Source organism: Calothrix sp. CBUCES-K 9914, from assembly GCF_059640475.1.
In genome coordinates this window covers 1-17,684 of record NZ_JBXXZH010000040.1, presented here as the reverse complement: position 1 = coordinate 17,684, position 17,684 = coordinate 1, and the positions used below count along the sequence as shown (strand labels likewise).

Genomic DNA, 17,684 nt, shown 5'->3' with positions numbered 1-17,684 from the left:
AGGACTACTTTATTATCTATTCATTGGAATACTTTGATTCCAAACATGCTCAAACTCAGCTTTCGTAATTTCAAACTCTTCAAGATTATCATCTTTAATCGGTTTATCGCTCAACCTACCATAATCATCACTGAGGTGCTTTTTATCGTAGAACAATACGTTCCCGTTTTCATAAACTTCTATTTGCCTATACGTATAAGCATTTTCACCTATCTCCACAAAGTAGGTGCTTGTACCCCATGCATCAAAGTCTCCACCTAGCGGCACAGCCCAAAACCATTTATAATACTTCATATTCTTTACACTCACCAACATCACTTTCACAATTTTACTCTAAAACCTACTGGCTAGTTTCGATTCAAACTGTCAAACTGCTATTAGTACGCTGTTGAATTTTATTGAAATCTGATTAAATAAATCAATTTTAGGAGCTGTTACGTAATGATTCTCTGACCTGCATTAATATCTTTCCTAGCATATTTTTGCCGCTACCATCTTTGCCACAACCCCAATAATAATCTCCAGGGGCGTTTTCAACTATTTCTTCATGGACTGTATTGAGCAGTATTTGAGATATATCTTTATGAGTTTCAAACTTACGCAGTACCGCTTTTCGCATCACATCATCTTTAACTTGTTCCCAATCTGAACGTAGTGGACGACTTCGTGAGCGTCCTTCTTTTGCAGCATCTTTAGGGCTTTTACAATTACGAATTTCTTCTAAATGGGGAGTCCCGACAAACTTCTGCGCTTGGAAGTAATGTTCACTTGTCTGCCAGTACAGTCCATCTAGTTCAAAACCGTGATGCGAGAAGTTAGAAAAACAGCCATATTCACCTTGAGTACTATAAAAATAAATTGTCATGTAATTTGACCTCTCTTTATGCTTTATTAGTTAACTGTTGTCACGACACGAAACTTCCTTAGATTCGTAAAAACGGCATCCTTGGCACGGACCTGTCGGGTTTACAGCGCAGCGAATGTAACCTGAGCGGGCATTATATCGACAGCTAATATCGCCAATCAAATAACCTACTCCCTCAAGATAATAACGGTCTTGTTCTAATGGTATTGGAGGATGATTTGGGCGTGGTCCGGAAGTAAACGTGTTGGCTGTTTGCCGAATTCGCGCGCGCATCCGATACTGAGCTTTGCGAATTATCCATAGTGAAAATAACGACGGTAAACAGCCAATAATAAGGACTAAAAGCGTTTTAAACACTGTGAAATTCACCTCCTAAATTATGCCGCCATGTCCTTGGCGCTTATGCACTGCTAGCGATTCAAAGCGCGGTGCCAATCACAGGATGACGTAGTAAAAGGGCGGATGTCACACAAAAGCGCGCGTTCGCCATTTTACCCAGCATAACTTTTACATCCCTTTGAGTGTATGCAGGTTAAACATTTATTTCAATTTTTGTATATTATTACTTATAGTAGTATTTATGAACTAAATAATCAAAATATTTATAAAAATAATTTTTTTGAGTTTAAGCACATTACTTTAGGTACGTTTTTCTAGTAGCGCAGGTGCGATAGGCTAATTTAAGGGAATATGGAGCGAATTATGACACCTGCGGATATTGAGAGTACTTTATCAGAATTATTTAGTGGAAAAGGTATAAATGCTGTTGCACCCGGTTCCTGGCAAGTGGAAACACCTGACTTTCGTTTGCTGATACTACTTTCGGATGATGGAAGTTGGTTGCGTCTGCTACTGCCAATGATGCCAATTCAAGAAGCACAACCGTTTTTAGGGCAGTTGCTCGAAGCAAACTTTGATGATACTCACTCGTGTCGCTATGCTTTACATCAAAATGTTGTTTGGGGAGTGTTTCAGCATTTCACCGAAACTTTAACATCACAAGATTTTAAAGACGCAATAGCAAAGCTGGTTTCGCTTCACGAAGTTGGTTTGAATAATGTTTTTAATAACTTGGTGGAAAACCGTATTCAGTTAATTGTCAAAGCTGCCAAACAGCAAGGACAAACTCTAGAAGCGACTATGCAAAATCTTGACCGCTTTTATAGTGAAGGTATGATGGGTGAAATTGAACAGACACCACAAGCGCGTCAACAAACCCTTGATATCTGGCGCCGACAACTTCAACGTTTATGGGACACTGAAGCATAAGAAGTATAATTATAAACTATGAACATTGTAGAAACTCTTAAATCTGATTATGGGAGATTTCCTCATAATCAAACTTATTCGATTTACACTAGTAACGTTTTTTTTCAAGACCCGTTAAACAAATTCAACGGTCTTAAACGCTATAAGCTGATGATTAAGTTCATCGAAACTGTTTTTCTCAATTGCAAAATGGATTTACATGACATCTACCAGGAGCGAGATACTATCAAAACTGAGTGGACGCTTAGTTGGAATACTCCTTTACCTTGGAAACCTTTTATTGCAATTAATGGGTGGAGTGAGCTACGGCTGAATGCAGAAGGTCTGATATGCGCCCATGTTGACTATTGGAATACTTCACGCTTTTCGGTCATCAAGCAGCACTTCCAATTTGCCCGCGAGCGTGGTCTAACCAACAATTCTTAAAAAACTAGTCGATAATTTGAATCTCTCAGTACTTTAGTGACTGAGATTCATTAAGACCTGAACAATGCAGAGGCTTCTCACTCGAAGCGTGCCAGAGTCGAATCTTAACTGGCGCATTCAAAAGCACCCTACTGACTCCACTAAGTACTAGACCTAGCTTCGCCCCTACTTTCTTAATTATGTTTGCTGCTCCGTTGCAGTCCGCGTTGACAAACTGACCGTTTGCTGTTCTAAACCTACGCGCTGTTCGCTTTCCTGATGACTGCCACCCTTCGGGTTTTCACCAAATGTAGGTAGCTCATCACCATCTAAAAACGAACTTTGTGACGTGTAGCTTTCTTCGGTTTCTACAAATTGAATACCGTATTGTTCGCACAGTTGAGCAATGCGGTCTTTTAATTTACCAGTTGGGATTTGCACAAATCGCTGGTTCCCAACTTTGCCCATATTGGCGCCATTCTTCGGACTAATTAAAACTTGTTGACATCCGTACATAATTGTTGTTTACGTGTGCTATAAATATTAGTATACACATATATACAATATTTTGTAATGCCATTCCAGAAAAATCACAAATTAGGTTTTACGACAGAAAAAGAACAGCCATTGACTGCCTCTGTATCACTCAGGGTAGACAAAGAAATGGCGACTAAATTAAAATTAATTCCCGGTTGGCAGGATAAAGCAAGAAATGCATTAAACGAGCTAATTCAAAACTGGAATGCGGATAAAGGAGCGACGTAGTCGCCTTTCATCCCAGGTCTAAAGACACTGGGCTTTCATGCTTCCATGTATATTGGTAAATAAATGTAAATAAGCAATTAGCAGGACAGAATCATCCATGCGTGTAATTTTGATGACAGGTAAAGGCGGCGTAGGCAAAACATCTGTCGCTGCTGCTACAGGGCTTCGCTGCGCGGAACTTGGCTACCGTACATTAGTTCTCAGTACAGACCCTGCTCATTCGCTAGCGGATAGCTTCGATATCGAGTTGGGACATGAAAGAAAGCAAATTCGTCCTAACCTATGGGGCGCGGAACTTGATGCTTTACTCGAACTTGAAGCAAACTGGGGAAGTGTAAAGCGCTATATCACCCAAGTTTTGCAAGCGCGCGGTTTAGACGGAGTGCAAGCTGAGGAATTAGCGGTCTTACCGGGCATGGATGAAATTTTTGGCTTAGTAAGAATGAAGCGTCATTACGATGAAGGTGAGTATGATGTTTTGATTATTGACTCGGCACCAACTGGTACAGCGTTGAGGTTACTAAGTTTGCCCGAAGTTAGTGGTTGGTACATGCGACGCTTTTACAAGCCATTCCAAAATATATCGGTTGCGCTCAGACCTTTGGTAGAACCAATATTTAGACCAATTGCTGGTTTTTCATTACCAGATAAGGAAGTAATGGATGCTCCGTTTGAGTTTTACCAGCAAATAGAAGCACTAGAGAAAGTCTTAACCGATAACACGCAAACCTCAGTGCGGTTGGTTGCAAACCCAGAAAAAATGGTAATCAAAGAATCCCTACGCGCTCATGCGTATCTGAGCTTATATAATGTGGCGACAGATTTAGTCATCGCCAACCGTATCATTCCTGAACAAGTCCAAGACCCATTTTTCCAACGTTGGAAGGAAAATCAAAAACAGTATCGTCAAGAAATTCACGATAATTTTCACCCCTTACCAGTCAAAGAAGTGCCCTTATTCTCTGAGGAAATGTGTGGGTTACAAGCTCTTGAACGTCTCAAAGACACACTTTATAAAGACGAAGACCCTGCTCAAGTTTACTACAAAGAAAATACGATTCGTGTCGTTCAAGAACCAAATCAGCAGTATAGCTTGGAATTATATTTGCCTGGAATTCCCAAAAATCAGGTTCAATTGAGCAAAAATGCTGATGAACTGAATATACGTATTGGCAACCACCGTCGTAATCTAGTGTTGCCCCAAGCACTAGCTGCACTACAACCCACTGGCGCCAAAATGGAAGACGACTACCTCAAAATTCGTTTTACTGACGGCGCCAAAGTTTAAAACGTAGAGACGTGATTAAGTAGAGACGTGATTAATCCCTACGGGAAAACCTCCGGTTTACACGTCTCTACAAAATTATGAAAATCACGTAAAACCTATAAATAGTACTTGTACTGACGACAACTGTACTGAAATAACCTAACAATAGAAATAATATTTTAGTTGTTTCCATTTTAACTCAGTACAGGCAATGACTATAGCTAGCGATTCAGATTTGCGCCTTGATACGAAATCAAAAGGATTACTCCATTCGATTAGTGATAAGATTCGTAGGCTTTTAGAATTACCAGATGTTCTTAAGGCTGTGGTGGACGAATTACGTATATATCTTGATACAGACCGAGTAATGATTTACAAGTTTCATACGAACGGTGACGGTCAAGTCATTGCTGAATCAATAGATGGTACTAGATTACCTTCATTACTAAATTTAAATTTTCCTGCGGATGATATTCCTGCTCACGTGCGTAAACTACTTATCGAATCAAAGGTTCGTTCGATTGTCAATGTAGATACCAGGCAAATCGCTCAAAGTCCTGTTGATGTTAATAATGAACAAAACATTCACTATCGTCCTGTTGACCCTTGTCATATAGAGTATTTAACAGCGATGGGTGTCAAGTCTTCTATGGTTGTGCCCATACTTTACCATGATGAACTTTGGGGACTACTGATATCGCATCATTCCCAACCTCATTCAATCTCAAAAGCTGAAATCAGTACGGTACAAATGGTAGTTGATTTGCTTACTGTGGCAATTGCTTATATCACTCCATTGCAAAACGCACGAAATAAAGCACATCGTGAAACAATAATCAATCGTATTGCTGACAGACTACATTCATTACCAGACATGGATTTGCAGACAGCTTTAGAGGAAACAGTCGCAGCTTTTGGTGGTTGTGGAGGTAGACTGTGTATACCTTCAGAAGCTAGTTATCAAACAGATACATTCAAAAGCTTTATTGAGTGTCTTTTTTTAGAGAAAACACAAGAGAAAACACAAGAAGAAACACAAATAACAGTTTACCTCAGCGGTAAGCAGCCAATCATTCCAAAGATGGCAAAATATTGCTTAATGGAACAATATAGCGTTTGGGAAGAATTTTATAAAGAAGCTAATTATAAAGTCTGGACAATATCGGATATATATCAAACTCCCGAACTACGAAATCTACAAGTTGCATTTCAAGCTGCCAACATTCGCAGCATTTTGATGATACCGTTATTGTATCGTTCGCAGTTACAGGGTTATCTCAGTATTTTTCGCGAAACATATGATACTGAGATATTTTGGGCTGGGCATTTTAACCCTGACGAACGACAGCTTCATCCGCGACAATCATTTGAAATCTGGCGCCAATCCAAGCAAAGGCAGGTTAAAGAGTGGACTCTTGAGGAAATTGTGTTAGCACAGGAATTAGGACATCAATTTGCTACAGCAACTCATGAATACGAGCTATATCAAAAAGTTAATTACTTCAATCAGAACCTTGAAAATGAGGTTCGCAAACGCACATTAGAATTAAGTGAAACTAGTGATAATTTACGCAAAGCGACTGTAGAGCAACAGTTAGCTTTACAAGAACTGAAACAAACCCAAACCCAGCTAATTCAAACCGAGAAAATGTCAAGTTTGGGTCAACTTGTAGCGGGAATAGCACATGAAATCAATAACCCTGTTAATTTTATACACGGTAATATTAATCACGTTTATAACTATGTAGAAGATATACTTGGTCTTTTGAATTTATACCAGCAAAACTGCTCAACTCCGGTTCCGGTTATCGAGCGCGCGGAAGAAATTGATTTTGATTTTATAGTCGAAGATTTACCAAAAATGCTGTCTTCGATTAGATTAGGAACAGACCGTATACGGCAAATAGTTTTATCACTACGAAACTTTTCTAGACTTGACCAAGCAGAAATAAAACCTGTGAATATTCATGATGGAATTGATAGTACATTAGTAATTTTGCAACATCGTCTCAAGGCAAAACCCGAAAGCCAAGCGATTCAAATCATTAAAGAATATGGCAGTTTACCATTAATAGAGTGCTATGCAGGGCAAATAAATCAGGTATTTATGAATGTTTTGAATAATGCTATTGATGCTCTTGAAAAACATCGTGATGATTCCAGCATAGCATCTAAAGCAGACGGGCGCCAAAGCAGAATCACAATTACTACAAGCAATAGTAAATTACCAAATAATAAACCAAGTATATTAATTTCCATTGCTGACAGTGGACATGGAATACCAGAAAATATAATTAATAAAATTTTTGACCCATTCTTCACTACCAAAGAAGTTGGTCAAGGAACAGGTTTAGGTTTATCAATTAGCTACCAAATTATTGTCGATAAACACGGCGGCATTTTTAAATGTAAATCCAAACCTGGAGAGGGTACAGAATTTTTAATTGAAATTCCAGTTAGAGCTAAGAGTGCTGAGTGCTGAGTTTTGAGTGTCACTTTCTACTCAGCACTCAGCACTTTCTACTCAGCACTAATTCCTTAACTGTACTGGCATTGCTAAATAAGTCATCTTTACACCACCTAGGGGTGTGAAAATTACTGGCGTCAAACTTGAGTTTAGCTGCATTAATATTTCAGTAGCTGGCAGCGCTTTTAAACCTTCCATTAAATATTTGACGTTGAAGGCAATATCAATATCATCTCCTGATACTTGTGCTGGCATTGGCTCGAATGCATTTCCAATATCAGCTGCTTCTACTGATAAGGTTATTTCTTGGGCGCCGCTGTCAATGCTAACTTTAACGATATTGTTTTTTTGGTCGGCTAAAACTGCAATTCGCTCTAATGTACTCAAAAGCTGCTTTCGATCTAAAGTTAGTTCGCGTTGGAACTGACGAGGTAACAATTGACGATATTGGGGATACTGCCCATCTAAAGTTCGACTCGTTAAGCGCTGATTTTGCCATTCAAATACCGCTTGTCCCTGATCGAAGTGTAGAGCAATAGCTTCTTCAGACTGGGCACTATGCGCTAACATCCTTTCGAGTTCACGCAAGGCGCGCGCTGGCACTGTCACCTCTAACTCTGTATCATTACTATCGTCGGAACCTTCGTTCATTGTTTCTACAACCGCCAAACGGTGTCCATCAGTAGCAGCAAACTCAAGAGCGTTCGGTAAAACTTTTAAGTGAACACCTGTTAAGACTTGTTTTGTTTCATCCGCACTTGTAGCAAACAAAGTTCCTCGTAACCCTTCGATTAATGATGCTGCACTCAAATATATTGGCTGATTATCCTCAATTACTGGTAATTCCGGAAACTCCTCACCACTCATTGCTCTAATTTGATACCTTCCACTCGAAGGAGTCAAAGTCACAAGTACACTTTCATCTGTATTATTTTCTGCACTAGTTTCATCTTCAAGGGTAATCTCTCCCTCCGGTAAACGTGAGACTATATCATTAAGCAGTTTAGAAGGAAGGGCAATTGTACCACTTTGGATCACTTCGGCATTGAAGCTAGTGCGAATTCCTAAACTCAGGTCAAAAGCTGTAATCGTAACTTGATTAGTATCAGCATCTGCCACTACCAGCACATTCGCTAATACTGGGTGAGTCGGACGCGAAGGTACTGCACGGCTCGTCAGGGAAAGATTTGTGTTAAGGTCGCTTTGAGTACAAACTAGTTTCATATATTGATGAAATTGATCAATTAAACAAAAATCATAACACTCTCGCGAAATACAGCAAAACTAATGTACTAAATTTTAACGAGTTCTCAAAGATATTATCACATCACAGAGTTTACAGGGCTATTTGTGGAAACTGTGGAAAACCTGTGGAAAAAATTACAATCTTTTCCACAGAGTAAATATACTTATTTTATAGTTTTTCCACAGTTTCGCCCTAGCTTTTCCACATGAAATCCAGTTTTTTCCACAAGCCACGTTCCTCTTAATCAAAGCTTAGACATTTGTTAGCGCTAATATTACAGCCTGTGGAAAACTAAGCGCACGAAATTAAGAAAAATTTTGTGGATTCTTGTTTATCTGAATTTGATCAGTTAACTGGCGTAACTTTTGTCTGAGAGAAGCATCTTTTTCGCGTAGCTGAGTAATTTTCTCACAACTGTACATAACTGTAGTGTGGTCTTTGCCGCCGAATTCTTCGCCAATTCGAGGTAAGCTTAAATTAGTGCATTGTCGCATTAAATACATGCCAATTTGACGTGCCCAGCTAATCTCTCGGCGCCGTGAGTTGCTCTTCATGTCATCGATTGACACGTTGAACGCATCAGCAATTACGGTTAAAATAGCTTCTGGTGTTGCGGCAATTTTCTCTCTAGGCACTTCTAAAACTGGTGTAATATTTTCCACCGTCATCGGCAAACCCCAAATCGAAATATATGCCAGCGCCCGAATTAAGGCGCCTTCAAGTTCACGAATGTTAGAAGTATAATTTGATGCAATATATTCAATTACATCTCTAGGCAAACGAATATTTTCATACTCGGCTTTCTTGTGTAAAATAGCCATCCGTGTTTCTAAATCGGGTGTTTGAATATCAGCAATCAACCCCATAGAAAAGCGTGAGCATAGTCTCTCTTGAAGTTGAGGAATTTGTTTCGGAGGACGGTCTGAAGCAATAACAACTTGTTTCCCAGCTTCATGCAAAGTGTTGAAAGTATGAAAAAATTCCTCTTGGAAACCTTCTTTTCCTTCAATAAACTGAATATCATCGACTAAAAGTAAGTCAGCAGCGCGGTAATGCTCGCGAAAGCTTTGCATTCCTCTATTTATCGCTGTAATAAAGTCATTAATAAACTTCTCAGTCGAAACATAGAAGATTTTCGATCTACTAATTTCCAAACGGTAATGACCAATTGCTTGCATCAAATGTGTTTTGCCCAACCCAACACCACCACATAGAAATAAAGGGTTAAACTCGCGTCCTGGTGACTCAGCGACTGCTAGCGCTGCTGCGTGTGCCATACGGTTATTGGCACCAACTACAAACCTAGAAAATACATACTTAGGATTTAGTTCATTAGTTCTAGGAGCAGTTATCGTGCTATTCTCAGAAACTTGTTGTGGTGCTGGGTTTATGACTGGCGCCCAAGTTGATTCACTTTCGTTAACATGAGAATCGTTATCATCGCCGGATGTAATGTAAATTTCTATCTTGTAACCAGCAATATCACAAACTACATTAGCTATTGTCTTAATGTAATACTTTTGCAGCCAGTTGCGAGCGAAGGGGTTGGGAGTGCGAATAACCAAACAATCATCTTCTAATCGTTCTGCGCTAGCTGTCTTGATCCAAGTTTCAAAGGTGGGACGTGATAGTTCTAGCTGTAAACGAGCTAAAACTTGGCACCACAGGTTGTCTATGGAAATGGACATTATCTACCACCTTTGAGTAAAAGTCTCCAAAATAGAAAATGTGAAAACTATACCTAAGGCAATATCCTACCACTACTACTACTGATTCATACCGAGAAGTAAATAAGGATATCCAACCTTCAACGCTTGAAAACAGGTGTTACAAGAGATACTTAGGGATACTTACCTAGAAACAAACTCGATTTCTCATAGTTCAATATAGATTTAGAGGTTGTATGAAACGAAAACTCCACAACGTGACTCAAGCGATGAAATCAACTATTATGTATATCTATACGAAAAACTACATAAAGCTCATGCTGGTGTGTGGCGCCGCATATGTCTCACTAAGTGGTTGTTCGCAGCTTGCCAATAGTCTTAACACGAATAAAAATGTTCCTGCCGAGCAAGAAGTACCAGTAAGTGCCTCTCCAGTCTCTGCTGCTCCCCCACCAATAATTTCCACCTCTGGAGGAGATCCAAATTTTGTTGTTGGTGTTGTCCAGAAAGTGGGACCAGCGGTAGTACGTATTGACTCATCGCGCACAGTTTCCCAAAGCTCAGACCAATTTGAAGACCCATTTTATCGACGTTTTTTTGGTGAAAACGCTCCCGAACCTCGTCAGCGTATTGAACGTGGTAGCGGTTCTGGGTTTATTATTAATGCCAACGGTCAAATTTTAACAAATTCTCACGTCGTAGATGGTGCGGACTCAGTAACGATTACATTAAAAGATGGACGTACTCTCAAAGGAAAGGTGCTGGGTGAAGACCAAGTAACCGACGTTGCTGTTGTTCAAATTGAAACGAATAATTTACCAACGGTAGCAATAGGTAATTCGGAGAAACTCCAACCAGGGGAAGCAGTTATTGCTATAGGTAATCCTCTTGGCTTAAATAATACTGTTACATCTGGAATACTTAGCGCTACAGGTCGTTCGAGCAGTGATATTGGCGCCACTGATAAGCGCGTTGATTATATTCAAACGGATGCAGCAATTAACCCAGGAAATTCTGGTGGTCCTTTACTTAATGCGCGGGGCGAAGTAATTGGCATGAATACAGCTATTATTAAAGGCGCCCAAGGTTTAGGATTTGCAATTCCGATAAATACAGCGCAACGTATAGCACAAGAACTTATCGCAAAGGGTAAGGTTGACCATCCATATTTAGGAATTCAAATGGTGACTCTCACCCCAGAAATTCGCGAACGAGTGAACACGCGATTAGGTGTTAACTTAACAACCGATAAAGGTGTTTTATTAATTGATATCGTTCCCCGTTCACCTGCAGCAGCAGGGGGTCTTAAAGCAGGTGACGTTATTCAGTCGGTTAATAACCAACCTGTAGGCAAAATCGAAGAAGTGCAAAAACTTGTTGAAAGTAGTAAAATTGGAGTTCCACTAAAAATACAAGTTCAACGCGGTGGTCAAATTGTTCAAGTTGCCGTTAGTCCTGCTGCTTTCCCAGCACAACGCAGTAGTTAAACAATTTAAATAATAACGGGGGAAGGATTGAACGTTTTTCCCTTTCCTTCGATTAGATATGAATCTAATTAATTTTTTCTAATCAAAAAAATCTCATATCTAACCTAATACTTATATAAGAACCGTAAGGAGTTTGTAAGATGAGTGAGTCGTTATCCGTTATTAAGTTAGGCAATCCAGTTTTACGTAGTTCGTCTGCTTTTGTTGAGAATATTAAAGATGAGCAAATTCAAAAGCTGATTGATGATTTAATTACTACTGTAGTAGCAACAAACGGCGTTGGAATCGCGGCGCCTCAAGTTGCAGCTTCACATCGGTTGTTTATTGTGGCTTCTCGTCCCAATCCTCGGTATCCAAATGCTCCATTTATGGAACCAATCGCGATGATTAACCCATCTATAATTGAGCATTCTAAAGAAACTGTAAAAGGTTGGGAAGGCTGTTTGAGTGTTCCTGGGATTCGAGGTTTAGTACCTAGATATCAATATGTTACTGTAGAATATACTGATAAATATGGTGATTTAAAAAATGTACAGCTAGTAGATTTTGTCGCGCGTATTTTTCAGCATGAATACGACCATCTAAATGGAATTGTCTTTTTAGACCGCGTTGAAAGTACACAAGACTTAATCTCAGAAGAAGAGTATCAGAAACTACAGAATTCTAGTACTTGATCAAAAATAATTCTAAAAAGTGATGACAATCACTAAGAAATTAAGCTATACTTAACAGGTTGTTAACCTTTTAAAGTTAGTAGGGTTATCGGGTAATAGCGTAAAATGACACAAACTGTTAGTAGTCGCGAATTGAGTTATCAAGAGGAACCTCCTGGTATCATCTCAATAGGGGTGCAAAGCGATGAATTTTATAAAACCATAGGGCAAAAAGAGGCACCAGCAGTGCAAGAAGCTTTGGGTTCAGGGTTGCAGGTAGTTCATATGGCAGCGGAACGAATAAGAATCCGCGCGACAGATGATAGTAGTAAAGAACTGCTAAATGTAGTTATAGAGAGACTGCGGCAACAAGAAGGAATAAAACAAGTCACCTGGAACGAGGAAACGCTTTCTTTAGTAATAGCGTTTGACAAAGGGGTGCGGTCGCAGTCACAGTTATTAAAAGTTTTAAACGAGTATGGCATTCGCCCCAATAGCGAGCCTAATAGTAAAAATCAAGTAGACCCGTTCGCTGCGTGGAAATCTGTTGAGTTTTGGAAAGAGCAAGGGCTTGATTTGATTCCTTTGTTGACTGGGTTAGCTGTGACATCTAGACTCGGTATTGGTGGTTTGGCATCAATTCCAATATGTATGTTGACATCTGATGTAACTAGGCGTACAATAAGTAGTTTCCGAGAAGCTTTAAAAGCTGAAACTAAAGAAAGTAAAAGCGAAAGCAAATCAGGGAATCGTACATCTCAACCCTTGGTGTCAAAAGTGGACAACACATCTACTATTGAACGGAAAAGTTTGAGCAATGCTGTACTACCAAAAGCAGACAAAGTTAATCTTAAAACTGCTAAGATAGACTGCAACATAGTGCATTCAATTCCGGGAAGAATTCGGTTCAACGTACCTCGAATTGGCAAAGACCAAGCTTACGCAAGGCGCCTTGAGAAGTTGTTGAATAATGAATCTCACGCAACCAATGTGCGACTAAATACTGACGCTGCTTCAATTGCTATCTCATATCAGCCACCATCATTAGATACGTCGCATTGGGTTGATTTGATGCGTTTAGCAGATCAAGAAATGTCAAATGCGGTTCAAACAGTAAAAGAAATCAAGCATCAGAATAAAAACTCAGCTTCCGAGTTAGTTGATAAAAAGTTTGATAATTCGCAACCAGTAAAAGCGGAATTTGTAGTTCAACCACTAAATCAATTAAATCCGTCTACAAGTAAGGCAACTGCACCCGAAGCAACTTTGAATAGCATGATTGCCGACTTGAAACCTCCTTTTATCAACGCCTTAATCGACGTAGTAGCGCACTTCCCACTAAATTAGTTTTAAATCACATTAACATAAGAACAAATCAGAAATGGCAGGTTTGTACTTCTTCAAAGTTAGATTACACAGTATTTCAAGGCTTTTGCTTTGAACTCAGTGTCTATTGTAGGTCAAGAGAATTCTACAACTCAATACAACAACTAAATACAACTAAATATTAAATTGAGTCCTAGCTAAGGGAAGCCTCTTTTCGCTTCTTACTTATTTTGATTGTTGTGTTTTTCACGAATTATTGTTGAATATGTTTCGTGTGTAGGTTTCTCTCATTAATATCTATCCTCATGCTGGATAGATAGATAGATAGATAGTTTTTTCTTTTCTCCGTTGTTTGTGATTAGTATTCGCTAGCTACTAGCTATTGTCTAATAACAAACGGCTAAACTGTTCACCCTTTTTTTATGAGAGTAATAGAGCAATGGTTCAAGCAAAGGTACTACCCTCCCCCGTTCAGTCTTTGGTAAGCGCTCAGGGGGTGCCGACTGAGGTTTTACAATCTGGGAAAGTAACTTTAGTCAAAAATCCCAAAAGTTCGCGTCGATTAAACGTATATTACAGCGTCGTTCATGAAACACCTGGAAGAATACGGCTGCGAGTTCCATATCTTAGAGAAGATGGGGAATACGCGCAAAGATTGCTGGTGTTGCTCGAAGCTGATAAATATATAACCAGCGTTCGCGTAAAACCCGCTGCGGCATCATTGGCTGTAACTTATGAAATCGGTAAAATAAATGCGGACTTGATACGCGCGCACGTTGGTCACATTCTGCAAGCTGCGACTGATGTTGCTGTTCTCAAGACCAAAAAATCTTCATCCAAACAGGAAGAAGAAAGCGGGATTCAAAGTTGGAAGTTTTCGGCAGCAGCGGCAACTTTAGCTGTTTTAGGTGGACCTCTTGGTTTATCAATATCACCACTATTAACTGCTTCAACCATTGCTTTAGCTACATTACCAGTAGCCAAACGTGCGTTTTCGGCAATTTATAACGAGCGTAAATTCAATATCGAGTTTCTCGATTTTATCGCAATTGCCATAACCACTCTACAAGGTCAATTTCTTACACCAGCGCTCATGCTTGGGTTGATTGAAATTGGCGAGAATATTCGTGACCGTACCGCGCGTTCATCTGCACAGCAAACTCTCGACTTACTCTCATCGTTAGGACAATTTGCGTGGGTAGAACGTGATGGTGAAAAAGTACAAGTTCCGATTGAAGAAGTAGAGAAGGGTGATACTGTTATTGTTTACCCTGGTGAACAAGTTCCAGTAGACGGAACTATCTTACGCGGTCAAGCTTTATTCGATGAGCAAAAGCTTACAGGTGAGTCAATGCCTGTAAGTAAGCGTGAAGGTCAAACTGTATACGCATCAAGCTTAGTTCGCGAAGGGCAAATTTACATCTTGGCAGAGCGCGTAGGAAATGATACTTGCGTAGGTAAGAGTATCGAACTTATGCAACAGGCGCCTGTTCACGATACCCGTATGGAGAATTACGCAGCGAAAATAGCAGAAAAAGCAGTTGTGCCAACATTATTACTGAGCGGCACAGTATTTGCACTGACTAGAAACCCTTCGCGCGCTGCTAGTGTTCTGACGCTTGATTTTGCAACAGGTATTCGCGTATGCGTTCCAACAACTGTCTTAGCAGCACTCACATATGCCGCACGTCGAGGCATTTTAATTCGTAGTGGACGCGCGTTAGAGCAGCTAGCAAACGTTGATACAATAGTATTTGATAAAACAGGTACTTTAACAAAAGGTGAAATCGGTGTCACTAATGTTAGAAGTTTCAATTCAGAAGTATCTGCAAATTATGTACTAGCTTTAGCTGCTACAGCCGAAATGCGTTTGACACACCCAGTTGCAGAAGCAGTAGTACGTCATGCCGAACAAGAACAAATAGATTTTCTCACCCGTGAAAAGTGGGAATATCAACTCGGTTTAGGTGTAGAAGCAATTATCGACGGACAATTAGTATACGTCGGTAGCGAGCGCTTTTTGCGTCAAGAAAACGTTGACATGTCAGCACTTGACTTGTTAGAAGAACGTCCAGCATCTGCAATATTTGTTGCTACAAATGGAGAATTACAGGGTATAATAGAACATAGTGATGTAGTTCGTCCTGAAAGCAAAAAAGTAGTTCAATCGCTGTTAACAGTTGAAGGTATAGATGTTCACATGCTTACCGGAGACAACAAACGGACGGCAAGCGCTGTAGCAGCAGAATTAGGCATTTCTCCGAAAAATACCCATGCCGAAGCATTCCCAGAGCAGAAAGCTGATGTAGTTCAGCAGTTGCACGCATCTGGTAAAACAGTCGCATTCGTTGGAGATGGAGTCAATGACTCACCCGCATTAGCATATGCGGATGTTTCAGTGTCCTTCGCTAACGGTTCCGATATAGCGCGCGAGACAGCAGACTTAGTGTTAATGAATAATGATTTGCAAGGTTTACTCGAAGCCATCGAAGTTGCTCGTAAAGCCAAGCAATTAATTCAACAAAACACAACTATTATCGCCGTTCCTAACCTTGTAGCATTGGTAGTAGCTGCGATATTTGGACTTAACCCTCTAACAGCCACTGTTGTGAACAATGGTTCAACAGTAGTTGCAGGTGTTAATGCCTTGCGTCCAATGCTTAAGAAAAGTGCTGAGTAATGAGTGCGCTCGTGTAGAGACGTGACATGTCACGTCTGTACAAATTTGATTTAATCAGCATTTAGAGAGATGAAATAGTTGTTCCGACGACTATACACTTGTCAGTTTTTTACAACTTATTAATCGATTGGAGGAAAATCGAAATGGCTAAAATCACAGATTTCGTTGAAGATGCAGGCGCCCCTGGAATTATCGCTGGTATTGGTGCAGTATTACTGGCGCCCGTAGTTATTCCAGTAGTAGCAAACGTTGGTAAACCACTCGCTAAAAGTTTAATCAAAGGTGGCATCGTACTGTACGAAAAAAGCAAAGGCGCCTTTGCAGAAATTGGCGAAACTTGGGAAGACATGGTAGCTGAAGCAAGAGCAGAAATTGCCGACGCAAAACAGCTCCCCGCTTTTGAAGGAACTAGTCATCCTGAAACACATGGTCACGACCACGGTTAGGTAAAAAGGTAAAGGGTAAAGTAATAAAAAATTATTTTCCCTTTTCCTTCTTGTGGAACAGGCATCCTTGCCTGTTATAAATTAGGGGTAGGGATGTCTGTTCATAAAGGCGGGCAGGGATGCCCACCCCACAAGAGAATCAGATATTTTATATTTGAAAGCCCCTTAGAGGCAGTAAATGTCCTTAAACGGCAACTGCCTCTTCTTATTTCTTAATATTAAAAAATGTAAAGATAAAAAGTAAGTGGGGCTATGCCTCACATACATATATTAAAAAAATAAAATAGTATTCTTATATCAAAGAGATAAAGTCATGATAGAGGGCAACACAATGTCAAAAAACGGATTCGTCGCAACTGCAAAATCACCAAAAATAAAACAACCGAGACCAGTCAAACTTGACCAACCTCCTGTATTAGATATTACAGCCGAAAACATTCAAAAAACTGCTAAAATCACAGTTAAATTAATTAGCGACACACCAGGAAGACTACGCCTGCGAGTAGGCAACAAACATCGTAAAATAGAAGAAATGCAGGGTATCGCCAACGCTTTACAATCGTATCCCAACATCAAACAAGTACGTACAAATATACCACAAGGTAGCATAACCATCCAGCACGAAGGTGAAGATAGTTTAGAAAAAGTACACACTGCACTTCAAGACCTAGGAATAATTTTTGGTGATATCGGTAGAGGAAAATCTGAAGTAGCGGATGGAGTAGCAAGCACAGTAATTAATCTGAACAAGCGAGTCAAAAACTCAACCGACGGAATAATAGACCTGCGCTTTTTGTTTCCATTAGGACTAGGTTGTTTATCAATTCGTAAACTAATGCTTCAAGGTTTGCAGTTAGATATTATTCCTTGGTATGTACTCGCTTGGTATTCGTTTGATAGTTTTCTGAAGTTGCACGCTTCAAGCTTGGCTAAAGAAGAACAATAACTTAGCTTTGTATATTTTGAAACCTCTCCCCCAACCCCTCTCCTAGGAGGATACGGCTGGCGAATAGTAGGTCTGACCCCCCAGCATCACGATTTTACGTCATTTTCGCGAATGTAGAGACCTTACATGTTTGGTCTCTACACGCCTGTTTTTATTAAATGATGGGTGCCACCCCTGATTCGCCAGCGGTATCCT

17 protein-coding genes are annotated in these 17,684 nt (G+C 40.0%); 11 read left to right on the top strand and 6 right to left on the bottom strand.

Annotation, left to right across the window (positions count from 1 at the left end):
- Positions 1-12: 12 nt before the first annotated feature.
- From AC2JBO_RS11875 to AC2JBO_RS11865, 3 genes are all read right to left on the bottom strand, one after another.
- Positions 13-294 (bottom strand): DUF6881 domain-containing protein, encoded by a 282-nt coding sequence (locus AC2JBO_RS11875; RefSeq protein WP_496953857.1) that lies wholly within the window; start codon positions 292-294, stop codon positions 13-15.
- Positions 295-424: 130 nt separating this feature from the next.
- A complete protein-coding gene (ybiA, locus tag AC2JBO_RS11870) occupies positions 425-865 on the bottom strand; it encodes a riboflavin biosynthesis intermediates N-glycosidase (protein ID WP_496953856.1) in 441 nt (146 codons plus the stop codon).
- A 30-nt stretch (positions 866-895) separates the two neighbouring features.
- Entirely contained in the window at positions 896-1,222 is a 327-nt protein-coding gene (locus AC2JBO_RS11865; protein ID WP_496953855.1) for a DUF6464 family protein, read from the bottom strand.
- Between the two features lie 345 nt (positions 1,223-1,567).
- Between AC2JBO_RS11865 and AC2JBO_RS11860 the strand changes: the two genes are divergently transcribed.
- The gene (locus tag AC2JBO_RS11860) at positions 1,568-2,134 is read left to right on the top strand and encodes a hypothetical protein (RefSeq protein WP_496953854.1); all 567 of its coding nucleotides are present in this window, start codon (positions 1,568-1,570) and stop codon (positions 2,132-2,134) included.
- Positions 2,135-2,152: 18 nt separating this feature from the next.
- Entirely contained in the window at positions 2,153-2,560 is a 408-nt protein-coding gene (locus tag AC2JBO_RS11855; protein ID WP_496953853.1) for a C6orf136 family protein, read from the top strand.
- Between the two features lie 177 nt (positions 2,561-2,737).
- On the opposite strand, the gene AC2JBO_RS11850 is transcribed toward AC2JBO_RS11855, so the two are convergent.
- Entirely contained in the window at positions 2,738-3,055 is a 318-nt protein-coding gene (locus AC2JBO_RS11850; protein WP_496953852.1) for a hypothetical protein, read from the bottom strand.
- 57 nt (positions 3,056-3,112) lie between these two features.
- On the opposite strand from AC2JBO_RS11850, the gene AC2JBO_RS11845 reads away from it, so the two are divergent.
- From AC2JBO_RS11845 to AC2JBO_RS11835, 3 genes are all read left to right on the top strand, one after another.
- A complete protein-coding gene (locus AC2JBO_RS11845) occupies positions 3,113-3,304 on the top strand; it encodes a hypothetical protein (protein ID WP_496953851.1) in 192 nt (63 codons plus the stop codon).
- A 97-nt stretch (positions 3,305-3,401) separates the two neighbouring features.
- Positions 3,402-4,592, top strand: a complete 1,191-nt coding sequence (locus AC2JBO_RS11840) for a TRC40/GET3/ArsA family transport-energizing ATPase (RefSeq protein WP_496953850.1) — start codon at positions 3,402-3,404, stop codon at positions 4,590-4,592.
- A gap of 190 nt (positions 4,593-4,782) precedes the next feature.
- Complete coding sequence (locus AC2JBO_RS11835) at positions 4,783-7,053, top strand: GAF domain-containing sensor histidine kinase (protein WP_496953849.1); 2,271 nt, start codon at positions 4,783-4,785, stop codon at positions 7,051-7,053.
- A gap of 48 nt (positions 7,054-7,101) precedes the next feature.
- Here the strand turns inward: AC2JBO_RS11835 and dnaN are convergent, their stop codons facing one another.
- Both dnaN and dnaA read right to left on the bottom strand, forming a co-directional pair.
- Positions 7,102-8,262, bottom strand: coding sequence for a DNA polymerase III subunit beta (gene dnaN / locus AC2JBO_RS11830; RefSeq protein ID WP_496953848.1), 1,161 nt, complete (start codon positions 8,260-8,262; stop codon positions 7,102-7,104).
- Positions 8,263-8,589: 327 nt separating this feature from the next.
- Entirely contained in the window at positions 8,590-9,972 is a 1,383-nt protein-coding gene (dnaA, locus tag AC2JBO_RS11825) for a chromosomal replication initiator protein DnaA (RefSeq protein WP_496953847.1), read from the bottom strand.
- Positions 9,973-10,187: 215 nt separating this feature from the next.
- On the opposite strand from dnaA, the gene AC2JBO_RS11820 reads away from it, so the two are divergent.
- The 6 genes from AC2JBO_RS11820 (at position 10,188) to AC2JBO_RS11795 (ending at position 17,489) form a co-directional block, all read left to right on the top strand.
- Positions 10,188-11,438: an HhoA/HhoB/HtrA family serine endopeptidase gene (locus AC2JBO_RS11820; RefSeq protein ID WP_496953846.1), complete on the top strand. Its 1,251-nt coding sequence runs from the start codon at positions 10,188-10,190 to the stop codon at positions 11,436-11,438.
- Between the two features lie 140 nt (positions 11,439-11,578).
- Entirely contained in the window at positions 11,579-12,112 is a 534-nt protein-coding gene (gene def / locus AC2JBO_RS11815; protein WP_496953845.1) for a peptide deformylase, read from the top strand.
- Between the two features lie 105 nt (positions 12,113-12,217).
- Entirely contained in the window at positions 12,218-13,438 is a 1,221-nt protein-coding gene (locus tag AC2JBO_RS11810) for a hypothetical protein (protein WP_496953844.1), read from the top strand.
- A gap of 418 nt (positions 13,439-13,856) precedes the next feature.
- The gene (locus AC2JBO_RS11805; RefSeq protein WP_496953843.1) at positions 13,857-16,097 is read left to right on the top strand and encodes a heavy metal translocating P-type ATPase; all 2,241 of its coding nucleotides are present in this window, start codon (positions 13,857-13,859) and stop codon (positions 16,095-16,097) included.
- Positions 16,098-16,240: 143 nt separating this feature from the next.
- Positions 16,241-16,543, top strand: coding sequence for a DUF5132 domain-containing protein (locus tag AC2JBO_RS11800; protein WP_496953842.1), 303 nt, complete (start codon positions 16,241-16,243; stop codon positions 16,541-16,543).
- A gap of 331 nt (positions 16,544-16,874) precedes the next feature.
- Positions 16,875-17,489 carry an HMA2 domain-containing protein gene (locus AC2JBO_RS11795; protein ID WP_496953841.1) on the top strand — a complete coding sequence of 205 codons (615 nt, stop codon included), beginning with the start codon at positions 16,875-16,877 and terminating at the stop codon, positions 17,487-17,489.
- Positions 17,490-17,684: the final 195 nt, after the last annotated feature.